General features: G+C 61.3%; 20 protein-coding genes. 16 read left to right on the forward strand and 4 right to left on the reverse strand.

The genetic code is table 11. The annotated features are described in order from the left end of the window. Window positions 1-4 precede the first annotated feature (4 nt). The 5 genes from AC1DJO_RS20800 to AC1DJO_RS20820 all read left to right on the forward strand — a co-directional run bounded on the left by AC1DJO_RS20800 (window position 5) and on the right by AC1DJO_RS20820 (window position 5,240). On the forward strand, window positions 5-907 hold the full coding sequence (locus tag AC1DJO_RS20800; protein ID WP_477972803.1) for a sugar phosphate isomerase/epimerase family protein: 903 nt from the start codon (window positions 5-7) through the stop codon (window positions 905-907). Window positions 908-1,001: 94 nt separating this feature from the next. Further along, window positions 1,002-2,261 (forward strand): extracellular solute-binding protein, encoded by a 1,260-nt coding sequence (locus AC1DJO_RS20805; RefSeq protein ID WP_112388934.1) that lies wholly within the window; start codon window positions 1,002-1,004, stop codon window positions 2,259-2,261. Between the two features lie 63 nt (window positions 2,262-2,324). Further along, the gene (locus AC1DJO_RS20810) at window positions 2,325-3,233 is read left to right on the forward strand and encodes a carbohydrate ABC transporter permease (RefSeq protein WP_112388935.1); all 909 of its coding nucleotides are present in this window, start codon (window positions 2,325-2,327) and stop codon (window positions 3,231-3,233) included. Next, a complete protein-coding gene (locus AC1DJO_RS20815) occupies window positions 3,230-4,117 on the forward strand; it encodes a carbohydrate ABC transporter permease (protein ID WP_477831177.1) in 888 nt (295 codons plus the stop codon). Before AC1DJO_RS20810 ends, AC1DJO_RS20815 begins: the two co-directional genes overlap by 4 nt. A gap of 46 nt (window positions 4,118-4,163) precedes the next feature. After that, window positions 4,164-5,240, forward strand: a complete 1,077-nt coding sequence (locus AC1DJO_RS20820) for an ABC transporter ATP-binding protein (RefSeq protein ID WP_112388936.1) — start codon at window positions 4,164-4,166, stop codon at window positions 5,238-5,240. Between the two features lie 15 nt (window positions 5,241-5,255). On the opposite strand, the gene AC1DJO_RS20825 is transcribed toward AC1DJO_RS20820, so the two are convergent. Beyond that, window positions 5,256-6,287: an aldo/keto reductase gene (locus AC1DJO_RS20825; RefSeq protein WP_112388937.1), complete on the reverse strand. Its 1,032-nt coding sequence runs from the start codon at window positions 6,285-6,287 to the stop codon at window positions 5,256-5,258. 96 nt (window positions 6,288-6,383) lie between these two features. Next, the gene (locus AC1DJO_RS20830) at window positions 6,384-7,529 is read right to left on the reverse strand and encodes an alpha-hydroxy acid oxidase (RefSeq protein ID WP_112389062.1); all 1,146 of its coding nucleotides are present in this window, start codon (window positions 7,527-7,529) and stop codon (window positions 6,384-6,386) included. 36 nt (window positions 7,530-7,565) lie between these two features. Between AC1DJO_RS20830 and AC1DJO_RS20835 the strand changes: the two genes are divergently transcribed. The 4 genes from AC1DJO_RS20835 (at window position 7,566) to AC1DJO_RS20850 (ending at window position 10,703) form a co-directional block, all read left to right on the forward strand. Beyond that, on the forward strand, window positions 7,566-7,757 hold the full coding sequence (locus AC1DJO_RS20835) for a hypothetical protein (protein WP_148194277.1): 192 nt from the start codon (window positions 7,566-7,568) through the stop codon (window positions 7,755-7,757). Between the two features lie 151 nt (window positions 7,758-7,908). Next, window positions 7,909-8,409 carry a MaoC family dehydratase gene (locus AC1DJO_RS20840; RefSeq protein ID WP_112389063.1) on the forward strand — a complete coding sequence of 167 codons (501 nt, stop codon included), beginning with the start codon at window positions 7,909-7,911 and terminating at the stop codon, window positions 8,407-8,409. A 6-nt stretch (window positions 8,410-8,415) separates the two neighbouring features. After that, window positions 8,416-9,576 (forward strand): CaiB/BaiF CoA transferase family protein, encoded by a 1,161-nt coding sequence (locus AC1DJO_RS20845; RefSeq protein ID WP_112388938.1) that lies wholly within the window; start codon window positions 8,416-8,418, stop codon window positions 9,574-9,576. A 20-nt stretch (window positions 9,577-9,596) separates the two neighbouring features. Further along, a complete protein-coding gene (locus tag AC1DJO_RS20850; RefSeq protein ID WP_112389064.1) occupies window positions 9,597-10,703 on the forward strand; it encodes an extracellular solute-binding protein in 1,107 nt (368 codons plus the stop codon). A gap of 57 nt (window positions 10,704-10,760) precedes the next feature. Here the strand turns inward: AC1DJO_RS20850 and AC1DJO_RS20855 are convergent, their stop codons facing one another. Together AC1DJO_RS20855 and AC1DJO_RS20860 are read right to left on the reverse strand one after the other, a co-directional pair. Beyond that, the gene (locus AC1DJO_RS20855; RefSeq protein WP_112388939.1) at window positions 10,761-11,597 is read right to left on the reverse strand and encodes an amidohydrolase family protein; all 837 of its coding nucleotides are present in this window, start codon (window positions 11,595-11,597) and stop codon (window positions 10,761-10,763) included. A 35-nt stretch (window positions 11,598-11,632) separates the two neighbouring features. Next, window positions 11,633-12,418: an IclR family transcriptional regulator gene (locus AC1DJO_RS20860; RefSeq protein ID WP_112388940.1), complete on the reverse strand. Its 786-nt coding sequence runs from the start codon at window positions 12,416-12,418 to the stop codon at window positions 11,633-11,635. A gap of 166 nt (window positions 12,419-12,584) precedes the next feature. Between AC1DJO_RS20860 and AC1DJO_RS20865 the strand changes: the two genes are divergently transcribed. The 7 genes from AC1DJO_RS20865 to AC1DJO_RS20895 all read left to right on the forward strand — a co-directional run bounded on the left by AC1DJO_RS20865 (window position 12,585) and on the right by AC1DJO_RS20895 (window position 19,424). Next, window positions 12,585-13,895, forward strand: coding sequence for an extracellular solute-binding protein (locus tag AC1DJO_RS20865; RefSeq protein ID WP_112444361.1), 1,311 nt, complete (start codon window positions 12,585-12,587; stop codon window positions 13,893-13,895). Between the two features lie 122 nt (window positions 13,896-14,017). Further along, window positions 14,018-14,911 carry a carbohydrate ABC transporter permease gene (locus AC1DJO_RS20870; protein ID WP_112388942.1) on the forward strand — a complete coding sequence of 298 codons (894 nt, stop codon included), beginning with the start codon at window positions 14,018-14,020 and terminating at the stop codon, window positions 14,909-14,911. Window positions 14,912-14,913: 2 nt separating this feature from the next. After that, window positions 14,914-15,780: a carbohydrate ABC transporter permease gene (locus AC1DJO_RS20875; protein ID WP_112388943.1), complete on the forward strand. Its 867-nt coding sequence runs from the start codon at window positions 14,914-14,916 to the stop codon at window positions 15,778-15,780. A gap of 6 nt (window positions 15,781-15,786) precedes the next feature. Next, window positions 15,787-16,884 (forward strand): sn-glycerol-3-phosphate ABC transporter ATP-binding protein UgpC, encoded by a 1,098-nt coding sequence (locus AC1DJO_RS20880; protein WP_112388944.1) that lies wholly within the window; start codon window positions 15,787-15,789, stop codon window positions 16,882-16,884. Window positions 16,885-16,898: 14 nt separating this feature from the next. Next, window positions 16,899-18,011 carry a mandelate racemase/muconate lactonizing enzyme family protein gene (locus AC1DJO_RS20885; RefSeq protein WP_112388945.1) on the forward strand — a complete coding sequence of 371 codons (1,113 nt, stop codon included), beginning with the start codon at window positions 16,899-16,901 and terminating at the stop codon, window positions 18,009-18,011. 11 nt (window positions 18,012-18,022) lie between these two features. Then, window positions 18,023-18,352 (forward strand): L-rhamnose mutarotase, encoded by a 330-nt coding sequence (locus AC1DJO_RS20890; RefSeq protein ID WP_112388946.1) that lies wholly within the window; start codon window positions 18,023-18,025, stop codon window positions 18,350-18,352. Then, window positions 18,345-19,424: a Gfo/Idh/MocA family protein gene (locus AC1DJO_RS20895; RefSeq protein ID WP_112388947.1), complete on the forward strand. Its 1,080-nt coding sequence runs from the start codon at window positions 18,345-18,347 to the stop codon at window positions 19,422-19,424. Before AC1DJO_RS20890 ends, AC1DJO_RS20895 begins: the two co-directional genes overlap by 8 nt. The last annotated feature ends 3 nt before the right edge of the window (window positions 19,425-19,427 follow it).

Below are 19,427 nucleotides of genomic sequence, written 5' to 3' on the forward strand. Positions count from 1 at the left end.
GATCGTGAGCAACCCCGCAAAGTCCATCCGTATCGGCACCATGATCAGCGCTTCGAAGGGCGGCGCCGACAAGCGCATCGGCCAGATCGCCGATATGGGTTTCGAAAGTTTTGAGCCGTTCTTCTGGCAGACGACCAACGGCCAAGATCTCGCCGAACTCGGCAAGCGCTCGCTGGATGCGATTGGCGATCGCGACATCACCATTTCGACGCTCGGCATGTTCGGCAATCCGCTTGAAGAAACCGACATGGACCTGCAGACGCTGCAGGGCTGGAAGGATTGCATCGACAACGCCCATCATTTCGGCGCTACCTGCGTTGCCGGCTTTACTGGCCGTATCCGCGGCAAGGTGCTGACCGACAGCCTGCCGCGCTACAAGCAAATCTGGAGCGAGCTCGCCAAGCGGGCAGCCGACAAGGGCGTCAAGATCGCCTTCGAAAACTGCGCAATGGACGGCAACTGGGCGACCGGCGACTGGAACATCGCTCATAACCCCGATGCCTGGGAACTGATGTTCAACGAGACACCCGATGACAATATCGGCCTCGAATGGGAACCCTGCCATCAGATGGTTTATCTGATCGAGCCGCTGCCGCAGATCCGCAAATGGGCCTCGAAGATCTTCCACGTTCACGGCAAGGACGCGACGATCCGCTGGGATGTGATCAAGGAGCACGGCATTTTCGGCAAGGAGAAGTTCGTCTTCATGCGCACGCCGGGCTTCGGCGACAGCAACTGGACCGATATCATCTCCGAACTGCGCCTCGCCGGATGGTCCGGTTCGATCGATATCGAAGGCTGGCATGACCCGGTCTATCGTGATGCGCTGGAGATGACCGGCCAGGTTCATGCGCTGAACCACCTAAAGCATGCCCGGGGCGGTGATTTTGTTGCCGATCCGGTTTGACTGACCTATCGTGCGGCGTGCGCGGGCGGAGGAGGCCAGGCGTGCAACGCGATCATTTAAGCTTTCGCGGCATGGCCGCTTTTGGGAGGAAAGTATGAAAGCGATATCAAAACTTGCGTTGGCGCTCGGCGTTTCGATGCTGCTGTCCACGACCGTCCATGCCGAGGACAAGACCTTCAAGATCTGGTGGTATGAAGACGCGGCAAGTGCTGCCGGTATCACCTGGAAGAAGGCGCTTGAAACCTTCCAGGAAAAGCATCCCGACGTCAAAGTTCAGTTCGAGCTGAAGACGTTTGACCAGATCACCAAATCCGGCACCATGATCCTGAATTCGGCCGAAGCGCCGGATCTGATGGAATATAACAAGGGCAATGCCGTTGCCGGTCTCGCCGCATCGCAGGGCCTGCTGACCGATCTCGGCGACGTTGCCAAGCAGCGCGGCTGGGACAAGGTTCTCTCCGATGCCAGCAACCAGCTGAGCCGTTATGACGAGAAGGGCATTTACGGCAACGGTCCGCTGATCGGCGTTGCCAATTACGGCGAATTCGTCTCGGTGTTCTACAACGAGAACATGTTCAAGGAAGCCGGCGTCGAGGTTCCCAAGACCCTCGAAGAGATGGAAAAGGTGATGGACGTCTTCGTCAAGAAGGGCGTCACGCCGATCGCAGAGGCTGCCAACGATTACCCGGCCCAGCATCTGATGTATCTCTTCGCGCTGTCGAAGGCCGATCCGAAGTGGGTCAACGACTTCCAGGCGATCCGTACGCCACTCGATACGGCCCCCTTCGTCTATGCTGGCCAGAAACTGCAGGAATGGGTCAAGAAGGGCTATATTTCCAAGGATTCGACCGGCCTCAAGGCGCCTGACATGGCGAACCTCTTCGAAACCGGCAAGTCTCCGATGGTTGTGACCGGTACGTGGTACGGTGCCCAGTTCGGCGCCATCAAGAACTTCAAGGCCAGCCAGTTCCTGTTCCCGGGCAATGTCATTTCGCCCGCCTCGACCGGCAATATCTGGGTCGTGCCGAAGAACGCCAAGAACAAGAATCTCGCCTACGACTTCATCGACATCACGCTGTCGAAGGATAACCAGGCGCTGTTCGGCAATTCCGGCGGTCTGCCGATCGCCGCAGATCCGGCCATGGTCACCGATCCGGTCGGCAAGATCGAGGTCGAGCTCTTCAACAAGCTCGTCGCCCAGAATGGCCTCGGCTTCTATCCGGACTGGCCGGTTCCCGGCTACTACGATGTCATGCTGAAGGCCACGCAGGCGGTCATCGGCGGCTCGGTCACTCCCGAGGAGTTCGCCGAGCGCCTGAAGGAGCCTTACGACGAAGTGCAGGGCGACCAGTAAGTCTCCTGACCGGCAGGGCGCCCCGGCGCCCTGCTTCCCCTCTCAAATGAAGCCGGAGGAAATATGTCGGGCGCATCCGCGGACGCACAGCCGGGCAGGGTCTATTGGTTTTACCTGATACCCGGAATGCTTGGTTTCGTGACCATCATTCTCATCCCGTTCGTCATGAATCTGATGATCAGCTTCACGACCTGGAAGGGCATCGGCATTCCGAAATTCGCCGGCCTGCGCAACTACGAACGGCTGCTGACGGACGATACGTTCTGGCATTCGCTGGTCAACACCGCCGCCTTCGTCTTCGCCATGGCCATCATCCCGACCGCCATCGGCGTTCTTCTTGCCGCGCTTCTGTTCGATTACATCAGTTCGCGCTTTTCCAACGCGCTTGCCAGCTTCTTCCGGGCCGGCTTCTATCTGCCGCAGATCCTGCCGGTCTCGGCCGCCGGCATTCTCTGGGGCTGGATGCTGAACCCGTTCGGCATCATCAACGCCATCCTCGACGCAACCGGCATGGGCAGCCTCAAGCAAAACTGGCTCGGCGAACCGCAGCTGGCGCTCTGGGCGATCATGGTCGTCATGGTTTGGCTGCAGCTTGGTTATTGCCTCGTCGTCTTCATGTCGGGCCTGGCCCGTGTCGATCCTTCGCTGCAAGAGGCGGCAGAACTCGATGGCGCTGCCTGGCTGCAGCGCTTCTGGACGATCACCGTGCCTCTCTTGAAACCTGAGATCTTCGTCGTCGGCCTGACCACGACCATCGCTGCGCTCAAGGTCTTCGCGCCGATCTTCGTGCTGACTTCGGGCGGGCCCGATAACGCGACGATGGTGCCGTCGCAGATGTCCTACCACGAATTCTTCGCCACCAACCGCGTTGGATATGGTGCGGCCATCACCACGGCGCAGATGCTGATGACCCTCGTCATCTGCTTCATTTTCATCCGCATCCAGTCGCGTCACACGGAGAACGATCGATGAGCGAAGCAGCGATCTCCCTCGACACGGCCAGCCGGCCGGCGCATGCGGCATCGACCGGGTCGATGTACGGATCATCGCGCTGGTGGGTGCTTGCCGCCATTTCCTTCGCGCTCATCCTCTTCCTGTGCCCCTTCGTGCTGGCGTTCACTAACGCGATCCGGACACCTGAGGACTACGGCACCTACGGGCCGCTCGCCATTCCCCGAAGCTTCGACCTGACGGCACTCAAGACGTTCTGGAACAATGTCGATTTCACGCAGAAGCTGATCAACAGCACGATCATCAGCGCATCGACAGCCGTTATCGCCGTGCTGCTCAGTCTGTTGAATGCCTATGCGTTCGGCATCGGCAAGGTGAAGGGCAGCAAATACATGCTGACGATCCTGCTCGTCGGCATCATGATCCCGCATGAATCGCTGATCTATCCAATCTATTATCTCTCCAAGGCCGTCGGACTGTTCGACACGATCTGGTCGGTGATCATCGTCTTCTCGGTCCTGCAGAGCGCTTTCGGCACCTATCTTCTCTCGTCGGTCATGACCGCATTCCCGCGCGAGATCATCGAGGCGGCCGAGATGGATGGCGCGACACCGTGGAAAATTCTCTGGACGATCGTCGTGCCGATGCTAATGCCAACGCTTGCGGTGCTGGCGACCTTCTTCTTCATCTGGACGTGGAACGAGTTCCTGCTGCCGCTGGTGCTGTTGGTGTCGAACGTCAACCAGACGGTCTCCGTATCGATGGGCGTCCTCAACGGCCAGTTCGTACAGACACCGACAACGACGGCTGCCGCAGCCCTGCTCGGCATTGCGCCAACGCTGATCTTCTTCCTGATCTTCCAACGCACTCTGACGCGCGGCATTGCCGTGGGAGCCGTGAAATGATGCTCGTGAACAATCCGCTCTCCGTTCCAATCACAGGTCGCCTCGCATGAACCAGGACATCCAGATCGAACTCTCCGGAATCGAGAAGCATTACGGCGCCTATCATGCCCTCAAGAATATCAATCTGACGATCCCGAAGGGGCAGTTCGTTGCCCTGGTCGGCCCGTCCGGCTGCGGAAAATCGACGCTGCTACGCTCGCTTGCTGGGCTCGAAAGGATCACCGGCGGTACCATGAAGATCGCCGGCGACGTGATGAACGATGTGCCGCCGCGCATGCGCGATATCGCCATGGTTTTCCAGTCCTATGCGCTCTACCCGCATATGACCGTCGAGCAGAATCTCACCTACTCGCTGCGCATGCGCAAGGTCCCGAAGCCGGAGGCCAAGCGCAAGGCACAGGAAGTCGCGACGATCGCCGGGCTGACAGGCCTGCTGGATCGGTATCCCCGCCAGCTCTCCGGTGGCCAGCGCCAGCGTGTTGCCATGGGCCGGGCTATTATCCGAAACCCCAAGGCCTTCCTGTTTGATGAACCCTTGTCCAATCTCGATGCCGCATTGCGTGTTTCGATGCGCAAGGAGATCCGCGCATTGCACGACCGGCTGCATGCGACGTCGGTCTATGTGACACACGACCAGATCGAAGCCATGACCATGGCCGACCATGTGGTCGTCATGCGTGACGGGATCATCGAGCAGCAGGGCAAACCGCTCGATCTCTACGACAAGCCGGCCAACAAGTTCGTTGGCGGTTTCATTGGCTCACCGGCGATGAACTTCATCCCGGCAATCGCCGGCGAAGATGGACGCAGCCTCGTTCTCGATTTCGGCACCGTGAGGCAAACGATCGCTTCCAACCATCAACTGCAGCCCGGCGCCAGGGTGACGGCGGGGCTGCGGCCCGAACATCTGGGGATCACCGGGCAGGGGCAGGGGACTTTCGATGTGCCTGTCGCCTTCGTGGAATCGACGGGCTCATCGACCTTCGTCGCCACGGCAACGGCACCCGAGCTGACGATCGTCCAGACCGGCCGCAGCGGCGCACATGCGGGCGAGACCATCGGCGTGACCGTCGATCCTGCCCATCTTCATCTCTTCGACGAAACGAGCGGCGTCAGGATCTGACGCCGCCTTCGATTGTCAGCGTCCGCCTTCCATCTTGCGGTGGCGCTGGTTGGTGCCGTTGACGCCGTAGGGATATTGTCCGGGTGTCGGGGCGCTGATGTCGGTCAGCCGCTGCGTCTCTTCATCCGACAGCGCCAGCTTGGCGGCGCCGAGATTGTCGGATAGCTGCTCGGTGGTGCGGGCGCCGAGGATGACAGAGGTCACCGCGGGGCGTGCCGCGGTCCAGGCAAGCGCCACTTGCGCCATGCTGACGCCGCGGGCTCTGGCGATTTCCTCGACCGTGCTGATAATATTCCAGGTGCGTTCCTGCGCGTTGCGGGCCTCATAGGCCTCGCCGCCGCGCTTCGGATTTTCGCCGAGGCGCGTTGCACCCGTCGGCATCTGGTCGCGCTTGTATTTGCCGGTCAGCCAGCCGCCGCCGAGCGGCGACCAGGGAAGCAGTCCCATGCCGGCGTCCTGGCAGGCCGCGACGATCTCGAGCTCGATATCGCGCATCAGCAGATTGTATTGCGGCTGCAGCGTCACCGGCCGCGTATAGCCCTGCGCCTTGGCGATTTCCGAGGCCTTGGCGATATGCCAGCCGACATAATTCGAGAAGCCGTAATAGCCGATCTTGCCCGACGATATGGCGTCGTCGAGGAAGCGCAATGTCTCCTCGATTGGCGTCAGCGCGTCCCAGGCATGCATCTGGTAGAGATCGATATAATCAACGCCGAGGCGCTTCAGCGATGCATTCAGCGCATCGTGAAGGTGGCGCCGCGACAGACCGATATCGTTGGGGCCGTCACCCATCGGAAAGCGGCCCTTGGTGGCGATCACGGCCTGCTTGGCCTCCGCCGGACGCGCCTTCAGCCAGCGGCCGATGATCTCTTCGGAAACGCCTGCACTGTAAACATCAGCGGTATCGATAAAATTGCCGCCCCAGGCGAAATAGTCGTCGAGCAGCTTGTGCGAGGTCGCCTCATCCGACTCTGCGCCAAATGTCATGGTCCCCAGGCAATAGGCGGTCACGATCGTGCCGCTCGGACCGAGCTTGCGATAATCCATTGAAAATCCTCCATTTCAAAAGACAACGCCAGATCTATCGCGCTGTGCCGTCACACACAACGCTTGCTCTCTCAATCGTGAACGGGAAGGCCCTGATTAGCGGAAGCGGATGTTCGCGCGGGTGAGCTGGTCGATCGACGAGCAACCCATCAGCTTCATGCCGCGCTCGAGTTCCGCATGCATCAGCGTTAGCGCGCGCTCGACGCCCGCCTGGCCGGCTCCGGCCAGCGGGAAGAGATAGTAGCGGCCGAGCCCGACGGCCTTGGCCCCGAGCGAAAGCGCCTTCAGAACATGGGTGCCGCGCTGCACGCCGCCATCGATCATCACGTCGATCTTGTCGCCGACCGCATCGACGATCTCGGCCAGCTGGTCGAAGCCGCTGCGCGAGCCATCCAGCTGGCGGCCGCCGTGATTGGAGAGCACGATGCCGGTGCAGCCGATATCGATGGCGCGCTTGGCGTCCTCGACGGTCATGATGCCCTTGAGGCAGAACTGGCCGCCCCAGGTCTTCACCATATCGGCGACATCATCCCAGTTCATGGCGGGGTCGAGCATCTCGGTGAAATAGCGGCTGATCGACATGGTGCCGCTGCCCATGTCCACGTGGCTGTCGAGCTGCGGCAGCTTGAATTTCTCGTGGGTGAAGAAGTTGAGTGCCCAGCCCGGCTTGACCGCGAATTGTGCGATGCCCGCGAGGTTCAGGCGGAAGGGGATGGAAAAGCCGGTGCGCTTGTCGCGTTCGCGGTTGCCGCCGGTGATGCTGTCGACGGTCAGCATCATTACCTGAACGCCGGCCTGCTTGGCGCGGGCCATCATCTCGCGGTTCAGGCCGCGGTCCTTGTGGAAATAAAACTGATAGACCTGCGGCGCGCCGCTGATCCGCCGCGCTTCCTCAAGGCTTACGGTGCCGAGCGAGGAGACGCCAAACATCGTGTCGAACTTGCCGGCAGCCCGCGCAACCGCCCGTTCGCCATCATGGTGGAAGAGCCGCTGCAGCGCCGTCGGCGAGCAATAGACCGGCATTGCCAGGCGCTGGCCCATGACCGTCACGGACATGTCGACATCGGTAACCCCGCGCAACACGCTCGGCAGCAGATCGCAGCTTTCGAAGGATGCCGTATTGCGCCGGTAGGTCACCTCGTCGTCAGCCGCGCCGTCGATGTAGTTGAAGATCGGGCCGGGCAGGCGGCGCTTCGCGAGACGGCGGAAGTCGTGGAAGTTATGGCAATCCGTAAGGCGCATGTTTGTGTCCAGAATCTCGTTGTCGCAGAGCGTCGCTTGCTTGGATTGATCGAGAAGCGCGAGCCGCCGGCGGACGGCAAGCGCTACCCTGGTTGGAAATTGGCGGCGGCGCCGGCGGGGAGCCGCGCCGCTATCGTCTTTATACACATCGGCACGCCGCCGTCGATGAACCTGCCTGACATCATCAGCATTTCGCTGCCGATATTGCACCGGCCGTGCCGGCGCTGACCTTCCAGTGTGTCTTGGCACAATCGACAGCTCTTGCAAAGATAACCCATATGTGAAAATAATCTTCACATAAGAAAATTCATGGCCGGGAGGAGGCGTGATCGTGGCACAGGCGCCAACAGTCGGGATTTCGTCCACCCATCCGTCCGACATGCCGCAAGCGCATGCCGATCTGCCGGTATGGAATGCCGAGAACTGGTTCTACGAGGATTGGCCCGAGGGCCAGAAAATCCGCTCGCTCCGCCGCACGATCGGGGAGAGCGACAGCCACCTTTTCAATGTGCTGGTGACCGACATCCATCCCTATGTGCAGGATCAGATGTTTGCGGAAAAGGACGGCGTGTTCGGGCGGCGTCTCGTTGCCGGCGCCTTCGTCTTCTCGGCAGGGCTTGGCCTGGTCGCCACCAACTGCGTCAACGCCTTTTCCTATGGCTACGACAAGCTGCGCTTCATCAAGCCGGTTTTCATCGGCGATACGATCTATACGATCCGAACGAACCTCGACAAACGCCCGCGCTACAAGGAGCTCGGCCTCATCCGCGCGAGCTACGAGATCTTCAAGGGCGAAGGGGAATTGGTGCTCTACTGCGAGCATCTGCAAACCGTGAAGTACAAGAACCCGGCCGACTTCGCCGGTAAGACAGAAAAGTAAGATGCAATGACGCAATCCAGCGATCTTCCCTTAAACGGCCTCGTCGTCGTCGACATGAGCCAGTTCCTCTCCGGCCCCTATTGTTCACTGCGCCTGATGGATCTCGGCGCGCGTGTCATCAAGGTTGAACGGCCCGACGGCGGCGACCTTTCGCGCCGGCTCTATCTCAGCGACACCGAAATAGGCGGCGACTCGACGATCTTCCACGCGATCAACCGCGCCAAGGAGAGCCTGGCGATCGACCTGAAGAACGAGAGCGACCTGAAGGCGCTGCGCGCCCTGCTCTTGAAGGCGGATGTGCTGATCCAGAATTTCCGCCCCGGCGTGATCGAACGGCTCGGCCTTCACTACGATGCGGTCAAGGAAATCAATCCGCGCCTCGTCTATGCGTCGATCAGCGGATATGGCGATGAAGGCCCCTGGGTGAAGCGTCCCGGCCAGGATCTGCTCGCCCAGTCGCGTTCCGGCGTGATGTGGCTGAACGGCGACGAGGACCAGGGGCCCGTGCCGTTCGGATTGGCGATCGGCGACATGCTGGCGGGAGCGGCTGCCTGCCAGGGCATTCTTGCAGCGCTGGTGCGCCGCGGCATCACCGGCAAGGGTGCGCTCGTCGAGACCAGCCTGCTCGAGGCACTTGTCGATTTCCAGTTCGAGGTGCTGACGACGCATCTGAACGACGGCAAGCGGCTGCCGAAGCGGTCCAACTTCCGCAGCGCCCATGCCTATCTCGCCGCTCCCTATGGTGTCTATGCCGCCTCGGACGGTTATCTGGCGATCGCCATGACGCCGATCCCGAAGCTCGCCGATCTCCTTGGTATGCCCGAGCTCGATCCCTATCGCGACGATCCGTCCAGCTGGTTCCTGCAGCGTGATGGCATCAAGGAACTGATCGCCAAGCGGATTGCGGCCAAGACAATCGACGAGTGGCTGGCAGTGCTCGAGCCGGCCGATATCTGGTGCGCCAAGGTTCTGAATTGGAACGAGCTGATGGACAGCGACGGTTTCAAGTCGCTCGACATGCTGCAGACGGTGACGCGCGAGGACGACGTCTCGATCCTGACGACCCGTTCGCCGCTTCGCGTCGATGGCGCCCGCCCGGTCTTCCAGCGCGCTGCTCCCCGGATCGGCGAGCATAGCGCGGCCATTCGCGAGGAGTTCGGCCTGTGAGCAAGGTGACCTTGAAAGGCATGACCTGGAGCCATCCGCGCGGCTACGATCCGATGGTGGCCTGCGCGCGGCTCTTCGAAGAGCAGACGGGCGTGGCTGTTCAATGGGAGAAGCGCTCGCTGCAGGATTTCGAGACCTATCCGGTCGAAGAGCTGGCGCGCGCCTATGATCTCATCGTCATCGATCACCCGCATGTCGGTCAGATCACCAATGAGAAATGCCTTCTGCCGCTCGACGTTTCCGGGCGCGAGGAAGAGCGCAAGGCGCTGGAAGACGGCAGCGTCGGCGCCTCCTATCCGAGCTATCTCTGGCAGGGACATCAATGGGCCTTCCCGATCGATGCGGCGACCCAGGTCCAGGCCTTCCGGCCCGACCAGCTGCCGCAACCGGCTGCGACCTGGCAGGAGGTGATCGCGCTGGCGAAGGACGGACGCGTGCTTCTGCCGCTTCGCCCGCCGCACACGCTGATGACCTTCTACACCCTGTCGGCCAACCGCGGGCATCCGTGCCGGACACAGGCTGGGCAGTTGATCGACCCTGAAGCCGGCGCTGAAACCGTCGAGATGATGCGTGAAATCTCCGCGCTGATCGACCCCGCCTGTTTCGAGATGGATCCGATCGCGGTCTTCGAGCAGATGGCGGCTGCCGATAGCAGGATCGTCTGCGTGCCGCTGATCTACGGCTATGTCAGCTATTCGATGCCGGGTTTCCGCGGCCGGCTGATCAAGTTTGCCGATATTCCCGTTGCCGGTGACCTCGGGCCAGTCGGCTCGGCGCTGGGCGGCACGGGCATCGCCGTCTCGGCCTTTTCAGGCAATCCCAAGGAGGCGGTCGATTTTGCCTATTGGGTTGCGGCCGCAGGTGTCCAGCGCGGACTCTATGCGAGCGCCGGCGGGCAGCCGGGCCATGCGGCGGCATGGGAAGACGGCGCGGTCAATCTGGCAACGGCGGACTTCTATCGCGGCACGCGCGCAACGCTGGAAGGCGCCTGGGTGCGTCCGCGGCACGATGGCTACATGGCGTTCCAGCAGCAGGGATCCGACAGGTTGAATGCCGGATTGAAGAGTGGCGAAAGTGCCGCGGCAATCGTTGCCGATCTGAACAGGCTGTTTGCCGTCAGCTTCTAAGGGGCAGCCCTGGCATTCTGATCCATCAAGGATGAGAGCGCCAGGGCGAACCTGTTATCAGAGATTCCAGAGCCGCTTCGCATTGCCGGAGAAGACCTTCGTCCGCTCTGCTTCGCTGCTGCCTGCAAACAGCGCGTGGGTGGTCGCAATCCAGGTGGAAAGCCCGCCGCCGAGGGTGCAGACGGGCCAGTCGCTGCCCCAGACGAGGCGGTCCCAGCCGAAGCTCGCCGTCACCTGCTCGATATAGGGCCTCAGGGTCTCGACATCCCAGGTCTCTGCATCGGCATAGGCCACGACGCCCGATACCTTGCAGACGACGTTCGGCCGCTTGGCGACCTCGCGAATGCCGTCCTTCCATGCGTCTAAGGCGCCGCTGCTGATCGCCGGCACGCCGCAATGATCGAGGACGAACTGAACCTCGGGTGCGAGGTCGATGAGCGCCAAAACCCGGTTCATCTGATGCGGTAGAGCGCAGATATCGAATGTAAGCCGCGAGCCGGACATGCGCCTGATGTTCTCGCGAAACACTGCACACTCTGAAAGTTCGTCGGGAACGACGTGCAGCACCCGGCGAAAGCCTTTGACGAAGGGATCGGCCGTCTGCCGTTCGAGATAGCCGGCAAAGCCCTCGTCCTCGGGACGGCAGGCAGCGATGGCGCCGTGGATCAGCTGGCCACTGGTGTCCGAGAGATCCCTGACTACATCGGTTTCGCGCTGCATTTCCCCGGCATCGACATCCACCTCCATGTGCAGCGCTGCATCGATGCCGCAGCGGCGGGCTTCCACCGCATAGGTATTGTAGAGGAAATCCCTGTCCAGAGCCGGGACGCCGGAGAGCCAGGGATAGGTCAGTTTCGACCTGTCGATCAGGTGCAGATGGGTATCGATAAGCAAAGCGTCCTCCGCGTTTTGCGATGAATGGAACGCGCTCAGGGCGCGACGTTGACGTCCGATCCGACCAGCAGCGACAATTGTTCGGCGGTCTTCTGGAGATGGGTGATCGTTCGGGTGATATCCGGCGCGGACGGCGCGTTGACCAGCGCGATGTAGGGGCAGGTGAGGGCGGCGATGCCCCGGCCATCGGGACCCATGATCGGCGCGGAAAGGTTATAGACGCCGGCGGTCTGGGCGCTGGCCATCATCTCGTATCCCCGCTCGCGGATCTGATCGAGTCTTTCGTAGAAGTCAGGCGTCAGGCGGGGATCGTCCTTGCTGCGGACGTGCTCCGAGATCATCAGTTCGCGTTCCTCGGCATCGCGGAAGGCCAGAAGCACATGGCCGGAGCCGGTGTCGAAAAGGTTCACATGCGAGCCGACTCGGATCGAGATGCCCCAGTAATCAGGGGCTTCCTGCTGGGCGATGACCACGGCATAGCCGCGGTCGAAAACGGCAAGATGATTGGCCTGGCGGGTCTTCTGTGCCAGATCGCGCATCAGCGGCGTTGCGAAGGATGCCAGGCGTCTTGTCGGTGCATGAAGCTGCGACAGGCCGAATAGCTTGAGCGTCAGCGCGAAGCGGTCGCCCTCCAGCTTGGTGACGTAGCCGCGGCGCACCAGGCGGTCGAGCATCCGGTAGAATTCGTTCGGGCTGCGATCGAGCCGCTTCGATATCTCGGCCTGCGTCAGGCCGTCCTCGACGCTGGCGAGCAGTTCCAGAATATCGAGACCCTTGTCGAGCGCGGGCGCGCGGTAACGGTCTGCGTCGTCCATGTCCATGTGCGATCTCCCATGAATGATAGTTGCATATACGCAGATGAACCATTCGAGAAGGGAAAGTTCCGCTTGACGCCGCAACTTTCTTGTCGTTTGTATATAAACATAAAACTCATATGTGAGGAGAATCGGCGAACTCATCAAGATCGCCGTTGTGGAGGAGAGGAATATGAAAAGATTGCTAGCCAGCCTCGCGGCTGGAATTTCGCTGTTTGCATGCTCTGCCAATGCTGCGGACCTGCCCGGCAAGTTCGAAGGCGTGACGATCGATGCCAAGCTGATCGGCGGACAGCAGTACGAGCCGCTCTATGGACGCATCGCCGAATGGGAAAAGGCGACCGGCGCCAAGGTCAACGTGCTCTCGAAGAAGAACTATTTCGAGCTCGACAAGGAAATGAAGTCCGATATCGCGTCCGGCGATATCAAGTGGTGCGTCGGTTCCAACCACTCGTCCTTCGCGCCGATCTACGAAGGCCTCTACACCGATCTGAAGCCGCTTCTGCCGGCAGAAGAAATCGCCAAGTTCGTCGATTCCACCATTTCAGCGTCGACGATCGACGACAAGCTGGTGATGCTGCCGCGCGCCCAGTTCGACGTTTCGGCGCTGTATTACCAGAAGAGCCTCTACACCGACGAAGCCAAGAAGAAGGCTTTCAAGGAAAAGTACGGCTACGATCTGACGCCGCCGGACACCTGGAAGCAGGTTTCGGATCAGGCGATCTTCTTCTCCAATCCGCCGAATTTCTTCGGCACGCAGTTCCCCGGCAAGGAAGAAGCGATCAACGGACGCTTCTTTGAAATGCTGGTCGCCGAAGGCGGCGAATATCTCGACAAGGACGGCAAGCCTGCGTTCAACTCCGAAGCCGGTATTCGTGCGCTCGACTGGTTCGTCAACATGTACAAGGCGAAGGCCGTTCCGGCCGGCACCACCAACTATCTCTGGGACGACCTCGGCGCCGGCTTTGCGTCCGGCACCGTGGCGCTCGATCTCGACTGGCCGGGCTGGGCCGCCTATTTCAACGACCCGAAGAACTCCAAGATTGCTGGCAATGTCGGCGTGATCGTCCAGCCTGCCGGTTCGTCCGGCAAGCGGACCGGTTGGTCCGGTCACCACGGCTTCTCGGTGACCGAAGCCTGCGAACACAAGGATGCGGCGGCCTCGCTCGTCTGGTTCCTGACAAACGAGGACTCGCAGAAGATCGAAGCGGCAAACGGCACGCTGCCGACCCGCAAGGCTGTCTGGGACTGGGATATCCAGCAGGCTGCCAGCGATCCTTACAAGAAGGAAGCCCTCGGCGCCTTCCAGGAAGCCATGAAGCATGCCTTCCCGGTTCCGCGCACGCCGGAATGGATCGAGATCTCCAACGCGGTCTATCCGGAGCTGCAGTCCGCCATCCTCGGCGACAAGACCTCCAAGGAAGCGCTCGACGCGGCTGCCGAAAAGGCAACCGGCATCCTCAAGGACGCTGGCGCCCTCTAATCCTGTCATAACAGGTCCCGCATCCGGCAACGGGTGCGGGGCCTCATTTTTGGAAGACCGGAGCGCTTCCCGCGCTCCCTCTTGCGGTCCCGGCGCCCTATCAGGTGTGGACAGGTCACTCGATGTTGAAAAAAATTCCGACACCCATTCTTCTGCTTCTGCCGGCGATCGTCGTGCTGGTCGCAGTCGTCCTGGTTCCCTTGCTGCTTTCGCTTTATTCCAGTTTCACGCCATTCCGCCTGACCCGGCCGCAGACGCTCTATGTCTTCGTCGGCCTGCGCAATTACGTGCGCATTCTGACCGATCCCGTTTTCCTCGCCGCTTTCGTCCGCACCGTTGTGCTTCTGACCATCGCGCTCAATCTGGAAATGCTGCTTGGCCTCGGCCTGGCGCTGCTCGTCAACAAGGCGACGATGGGCCAGCGCGTGCTGCGCACGCTGATGATGTTTCCGATGATGTTCTCACCCGTGCTCGTCGGCTTCCAGTTCAAGTTCATGTTCAACGACAATGTCGGGCTGATCAACAACTCGCTTCAGGCGCTCGGGCTGACCGACAATGCCATCCCGTGGCTGATCGACGGCAATCTGGCACTGTTTTCGATCGTCGTCGCCGAGGTCTGGTCATCGACATCGGTCTTCGCGATCCTGATCCTCTCGGGCCTGCTCGCCATGCCGCAGGAGCCGGTCGAGGCTGCCCGCGTCGATGGCTGCACGCCGCTTCAGACGTTCCGCTATGTCATCTGGCCATTCCTGATGCCCTTCGCCTTCATCGCCATGACCATTCGCTCGCTCGACGTCGCGCGCGCCTATGACATCGTCAAGATCATGACCGATGGCGGCCCGGCGCGGCGCACGGAGCTGCTCTGGACACTGGTCGGCCGCACCGCCTATGCCGATGCGCAGATGGGCCTTGCCAACGCCATGGCCTATGTCTCGATCATCCTGTCGATCGGCTTCACCGTCTATTTCTTCCGGAAGCTGGCGCTTGCCCGCACCCAAATCGGCGCGGAGTGGTAATCATGGATCGCAACGCTCAACAACGTCTGCGCCGCCGTATCGGCCAGGTTTTCTATCTCGTCGGCCTGTTTCTGGCGATGCTGATCATCTGCCTGCCGGGCTTCTGGATCGTTCTTAGCTCGCTGCGGCCGCCGGTCGAGATCATGGCCAAGCCGCCGGTCTGGATCCCCAACGAATTGTCGCTCGATGCCTACAGAGCGATGTTCTCCGGCATCGGCAAGGGCGGCATCCCGATCTGGGATTACTTCCGCAACTCACTGATCATCTCGATCACCTCGACCGTCATCGCGCTGGTGATCGGCATGTCCGGCGGCTATGCCTTCGCGCGCTTCCGGTTTGCCGGCAAGTCGACAACCTTCCTCGGCCTGATGCTGACACGCTCCGTTCCCGGTATCGCGCTTTCGCTGCCGCTGTTCATCGTCTATTCGCGCATCGGCATCATCGATACGCATTTCGGCTTGATCCTGACCTATGTGGCGCTCAACGTGCCCTTCACGATCTGGTTGATCGACGGCTTCTTCCGCCAGGTGCCGAAGGATCTGGCGGAAGCCGCGCAGATCGACGGCTGCACGCGCTGGCAGGCGTTCTGGAAGGTCGAGTTTCCGCTGGCCGGTCCCGGCATTGCGTCGGCAGGCATCTTCGCCTTCCTCACCTGCTGGAACGAATATGCGCTGGCGTCTCAGCTGACGCGGTCCGTCAATTCAAAGACACTCCCGGTCGGGCTCCTCGATTATACGGCGGAATTCACCATCGACTGGCGCGGTATGTGTGCGCTTGCGGTCGTGATGATCGTTCCGGCGCTGGCGCTCACCTTCATCATTCAGAAGCATCTCGTGTCCGGCCTGACATTCGGCGCGGTCAAAGGTTGATTTCCCATGGCTCAGGTCTCTCTTAAAAAACTCGTCAAGCGCTACGGTTCGCTCGAAATCGTCCACGGTATCGATCTCGATATTGCCGACAAGGAATTCATCGCCCTCGTCGGCCCCTCCGGTTGCGGCAAGTCCACGACCCTGCGCATGGTCGCAGGCCTCGAGCCGATTTCCGGCGGCGATATCGAAATTGGCGGACGCGTCGTCAACGATCTGCCGCCGCGCGACCGCAACATCTCGATGGTCTTCCAGTCCTATGCGCTCTATCCGCATATGAGCGTGCGCGAGAACATGGGCTTCTCGCTGAAGATCGCCAAGGTTCCGCAGCCCGAGATCGACCAGCGCGTCAACGAGGCGGCCGCCATTCTCAGCCTCGAAGCGCTGATGGACCGGCGCCCGGCGCAGCTTTCCGGCGGCCAGCGCCAGCGCGTCGCCATGGGTCGCGCCATCGTGCGCAATCCCGAGGTCTTCCTGTTCGACGAGCCGCTGTCCAACCTCGACGCGAAGCTGCGCACGCAGATGCGCACCGAGATCAAGAAGCTGCATGCCAAGGTTCAGGCGACCGTCATCTACGTCACCCACGACCAGGTCGAGGCAATGACGCTTGCCGATCGTATCGTCATCATGCGCGATGGTTACATCGAGCAGGTCGGAACGCCCGACGAAGTGTTCAAGCGCCCGGCCACCCGTTTCGTCGCAGGCTTCATCGGTTCGCCGCCGATGAATATCCTCGATGCCACCGTCGATGGCGACAGCATCGTCTTCGCCAATGGCGATCGCCTGCCGCTGCCGCCGAAATTCAGGAATGCCGTCACGCATGGGCAGAAGGTCACTTTCGGTCTGCGCCCGGACGATCTCTTCCCGACCGGCCATGGCCTGGTCTCGGACAGCACATCTGCGGTTCATGAGATCAGCCTGCCCGTTGTCATCACCGAGCCGCTCGGCAACGAGACGCTGGTTTTCGTCGAATTCGCCGGCCGCGAATGGGTGGCGCGCATGCTGAACCCGAGGGGGCTGGCAACCGGCGAACAGATCAGGATGAGCTTCGATCTGTCACAGGCGCATCTGTTTGCCGCCGACACCGGCAAGACGCTAGCGATCTGAGAGGGGAGAGAGACATGGCGCGCATCGAGAAAATTGACATCCGGATGGTCGACCTTGCTCCCAAGGTCAAGCGCACCGACGCGATCCAGAGCTTCGTCAGCCAAGAAACGCCGATCGTCACGATCACCGATTCCGACGGCGCGACGGGGATCGGGTACAGCTACACGATCGGCACCGGCGGATCGTCGATCATGCGGCTGCTGTCGGATCATCTCGTCCCGCTGCTGATCGCCGAGGATGCCGATTGCATTGAGGCGATCTGGCGCAAGATGGAGTTCGCCACCCATGCCACGACGATCGGCGCGATTACTGCGCTGGCGCTTGCCGCCGTCGATACGGCGCTATGGGATCTCAGAGCGAAAAAGCAGGGCCTGCCGCTCTGGAAGCTGGCGGGTGGTGCCAAGGATAGCTGCCCCCTCTACACCACCGAAGGCGGCTGGCTGCATATCGAGAAGGAGGCGCTGGTCGAAGATGCGCTGCTCGCCAAGTCGAAGGGCTTCTCCGGCTCCAAGGTGAAGATCGGCAAGCCGCATGGCTCGGAGGATTATGCACGTCTGTCGGCTGTGCGTACTGCGGTCGGCGATGGCTTCGAGATCATGACCGACTGCAATCAGGGCTTCATGGTCGATGAAGTGATCCGCCGTGCCGCCCGGCTGAAGGAGCTCGATCTTGCCTGGATCGAGGAGCCGCTGCCCGCCGATGATCTCGACGGCCATATCCGCCTGTCGCGCTCGACCACCACGCCGATTGCCGTCGGCGAGTCGATCTATTCGATCCGTCATTTCCGCGAATATATGCAGAAGGGCGCCTGCTCGATCGTCCAGGTCGATGTCGCCCGCATCGGCGGCATCACGCCCTGGCTGAAGGTCGCCCATGCGGCAGAAGCCTTCGACATTCCGGTTTGCCCGCATTTCCTGATGGAGTTGCATGTCAGCCTCGTCTGCGCTGTGCAGAACGGCAAATATGTCGAATACATTCCGCAGCTCGACCAGTTGACCACCAAGGGTATGGAAATCCGCGACGGCCGGGCGATTGCCCCGTCCGAACCGGGCCTCGGCATCAGCTGGGATTGGCAGGCGATCGAGGAGCGATCGATCAAGGAATTCATCCGAGAGTTTCGCGGTTGAGGAGACGGGCCATGCAGCGCATGGGAATGGTTGTCGGGCTGAAGCCCGAGAAGATCGCCGAGTACAAGCGTCTGCACGCCGCCGTCTGGCCGGAGATCCTGGCGCTGATCTCGGAATGCAACATCAGCAACTATTCGATCTTCCTGAAAGAGCCGGAAAATCTGCTCTTCGGCTATTGGGAATATACCGGCAGCGACTTTGCGGCCGATATGGCGAAGATGGCCGATCACCCGAAAAACAAGGAATGGTGGGCCGTCTGCATGCCACAGCAACAGCCGCTGGAAACCCGCAAGCCCGGCGAATGGTGGGCGATGATGGAGGAGGTCTTCCATCATGACTGAGGTCTTCGATCCCATTCGTCTGCAGCAATTCTGGCCGCGGCCCGCCAAGCCGCGTCCGATCGTCATCTTCGGCGCCGGCAGCATCGTCGGCGACGCCCATCTGCCGGCCTACAGGAAGGCTGGCTTCCCGGTCGCCGGAATCTTTGATCCCGATCTCGCCAAGGCCAGCGCGCTGGCGGAGCAATGGGGCACGACAGCCTTTGCCTCCGAGAGCGAGGCTCTGCAAACCGCAGGTGCGATCTTCGATCTTGCCACCCCGCCCGCGGCCCATGCTGCCATCCTGTCGAAGCTACCGGAGGGCTCCTTTGCTTTGCTGCAGAAGCCGATGGGCAGCAATCTCGATGAGGCGACCGAAATTTTGAGGCTGTGCCGCGCCCGCGGCATCAAGGCTGCAGTCAATTTCCAGCTGCGCTTCGCGCCGATGATGCTGGCGCTGAAAGATGCGATCGCCAAGGGCCATCTCGGCGAGATCGTCGATTTTGACGCCTGGCTGGCGCTGGCGACCCCCTGGGGTCTCTGGCCATTCCTGAAAGGCCTGCCGCGCATCGAGATCGCCATGCATTCGATCCACTATCTCGATGTCGTCAGGGATCTGCTCGGCAATCCGCTCGGCGTTCACGCCAAGACCATCGGCCATCCGAACCATGACGTGGCGCAGACCCGCACGGCTGCGATCCTCGACTATGGCGATCGCATCCGCTGCGCCCTGTCGATCAACCACGACCACGATTTCGGCCGCCGCTTCCAGGCTTGCGAGTTCCGGATATCGGGGACGAACGGGGCCGCCTACCTGAAGCTTGGAGTCAATCTCGACTATCCACGCGGCGAGCCGGACGAGCTCTGGATTAAGACGGAGGGCGCCAGCGACTGGGTCTCCGTGCCGCTCGAAGGCACATGGTTCCCCGATGCCTTCGCCAACCGCATGGCGAACCTCCAGCGCTTCGCTTCGGGCGAAGACGACAGGCTCGTGGGCGCCGTCGAGGACGGCTGGCAGACCATGGCGCTGGTCGAAGCAGCCTATCAATCGAGTGCCAGCCCGGCGACCCCGCTCAGCCCGCTGCCGAAGGAATAGACC

The organism is Rhizobium sp. 05N430 (assembly GCF_056396985.1).

Coding starts and splice junctions, on each gene's coding strand:
- AC1DJO_RS20805 (WP_112388934.1), top strand. CDS start 1,002: ATGAAAGCGATATCAAAACTTGCGTTGGCGCTCGGCGTTTCGATGCTG.
- AC1DJO_RS20810 (WP_112388935.1), top strand. CDS start 2,325: ATGTCGGGCGCATCCGCGGACGCACAGCCGGGCAGGGTCTATTGGTTT.
- AC1DJO_RS20815 (WP_477831177.1), top strand. CDS start 3,230: ATGAGCGAAGCAGCGATCTCCCTCGACACGGCCAGCCGGCCGGCGCAT.
- AC1DJO_RS20820 (WP_112388936.1), top strand. CDS start 4,164: ATGAACCAGGACATCCAGATCGAACTCTCCGGAATCGAGAAGCATTAC.
- AC1DJO_RS20825 (WP_112388937.1), bottom strand. CDS start 6,287: ATGGATTATCGCAAGCTCGGTCCGAGCGGCACGATCGTGACCGCCTAT.
- AC1DJO_RS20830 (WP_112389062.1), bottom strand. CDS start 7,529: ATGCGCCTTACGGATTGCCATAACTTCCACGACTTCCGCCGTCTCGCG.
- AC1DJO_RS20840 (WP_112389063.1), top strand. CDS start 7,909: ATGCCGCAAGCGCATGCCGATCTGCCGGTATGGAATGCCGAGAACTGG.
- AC1DJO_RS20845 (WP_112388938.1), top strand. CDS start 8,416: ATGACGCAATCCAGCGATCTTCCCTTAAACGGCCTCGTCGTCGTCGAC.
- AC1DJO_RS20850 (WP_112389064.1), top strand. CDS start 9,597: ATGACCTGGAGCCATCCGCGCGGCTACGATCCGATGGTGGCCTGCGCG.
- AC1DJO_RS20860 (WP_112388940.1), bottom strand. CDS start 12,418: ATGGACATGGACGACGCAGACCGTTACCGCGCGCCCGCGCTCGACAAG.
- AC1DJO_RS20865 (WP_112444361.1), top strand. CDS start 12,585: ATGAAAAGATTGCTAGCCAGCCTCGCGGCTGGAATTTCGCTGTTTGCA.
- AC1DJO_RS20870 (WP_112388942.1), top strand. CDS start 14,018: ATGTTGAAAAAAATTCCGACACCCATTCTTCTGCTTCTGCCGGCGATC.
- AC1DJO_RS20875 (WP_112388943.1), top strand. CDS start 14,914: ATGGATCGCAACGCTCAACAACGTCTGCGCCGCCGTATCGGCCAGGTT.
- AC1DJO_RS20880 (WP_112388944.1), top strand. CDS start 15,787: ATGGCTCAGGTCTCTCTTAAAAAACTCGTCAAGCGCTACGGTTCGCTC.
- AC1DJO_RS20885 (WP_112388945.1), top strand. CDS start 16,899: ATGGCGCGCATCGAGAAAATTGACATCCGGATGGTCGACCTTGCTCCC.
- AC1DJO_RS20890 (WP_112388946.1), top strand. CDS start 18,023: ATGCAGCGCATGGGAATGGTTGTCGGGCTGAAGCCCGAGAAGATCGCC.
- AC1DJO_RS20895 (WP_112388947.1), top strand. CDS start 18,345: ATGACTGAGGTCTTCGATCCCATTCGTCTGCAGCAATTCTGGCCGCGG.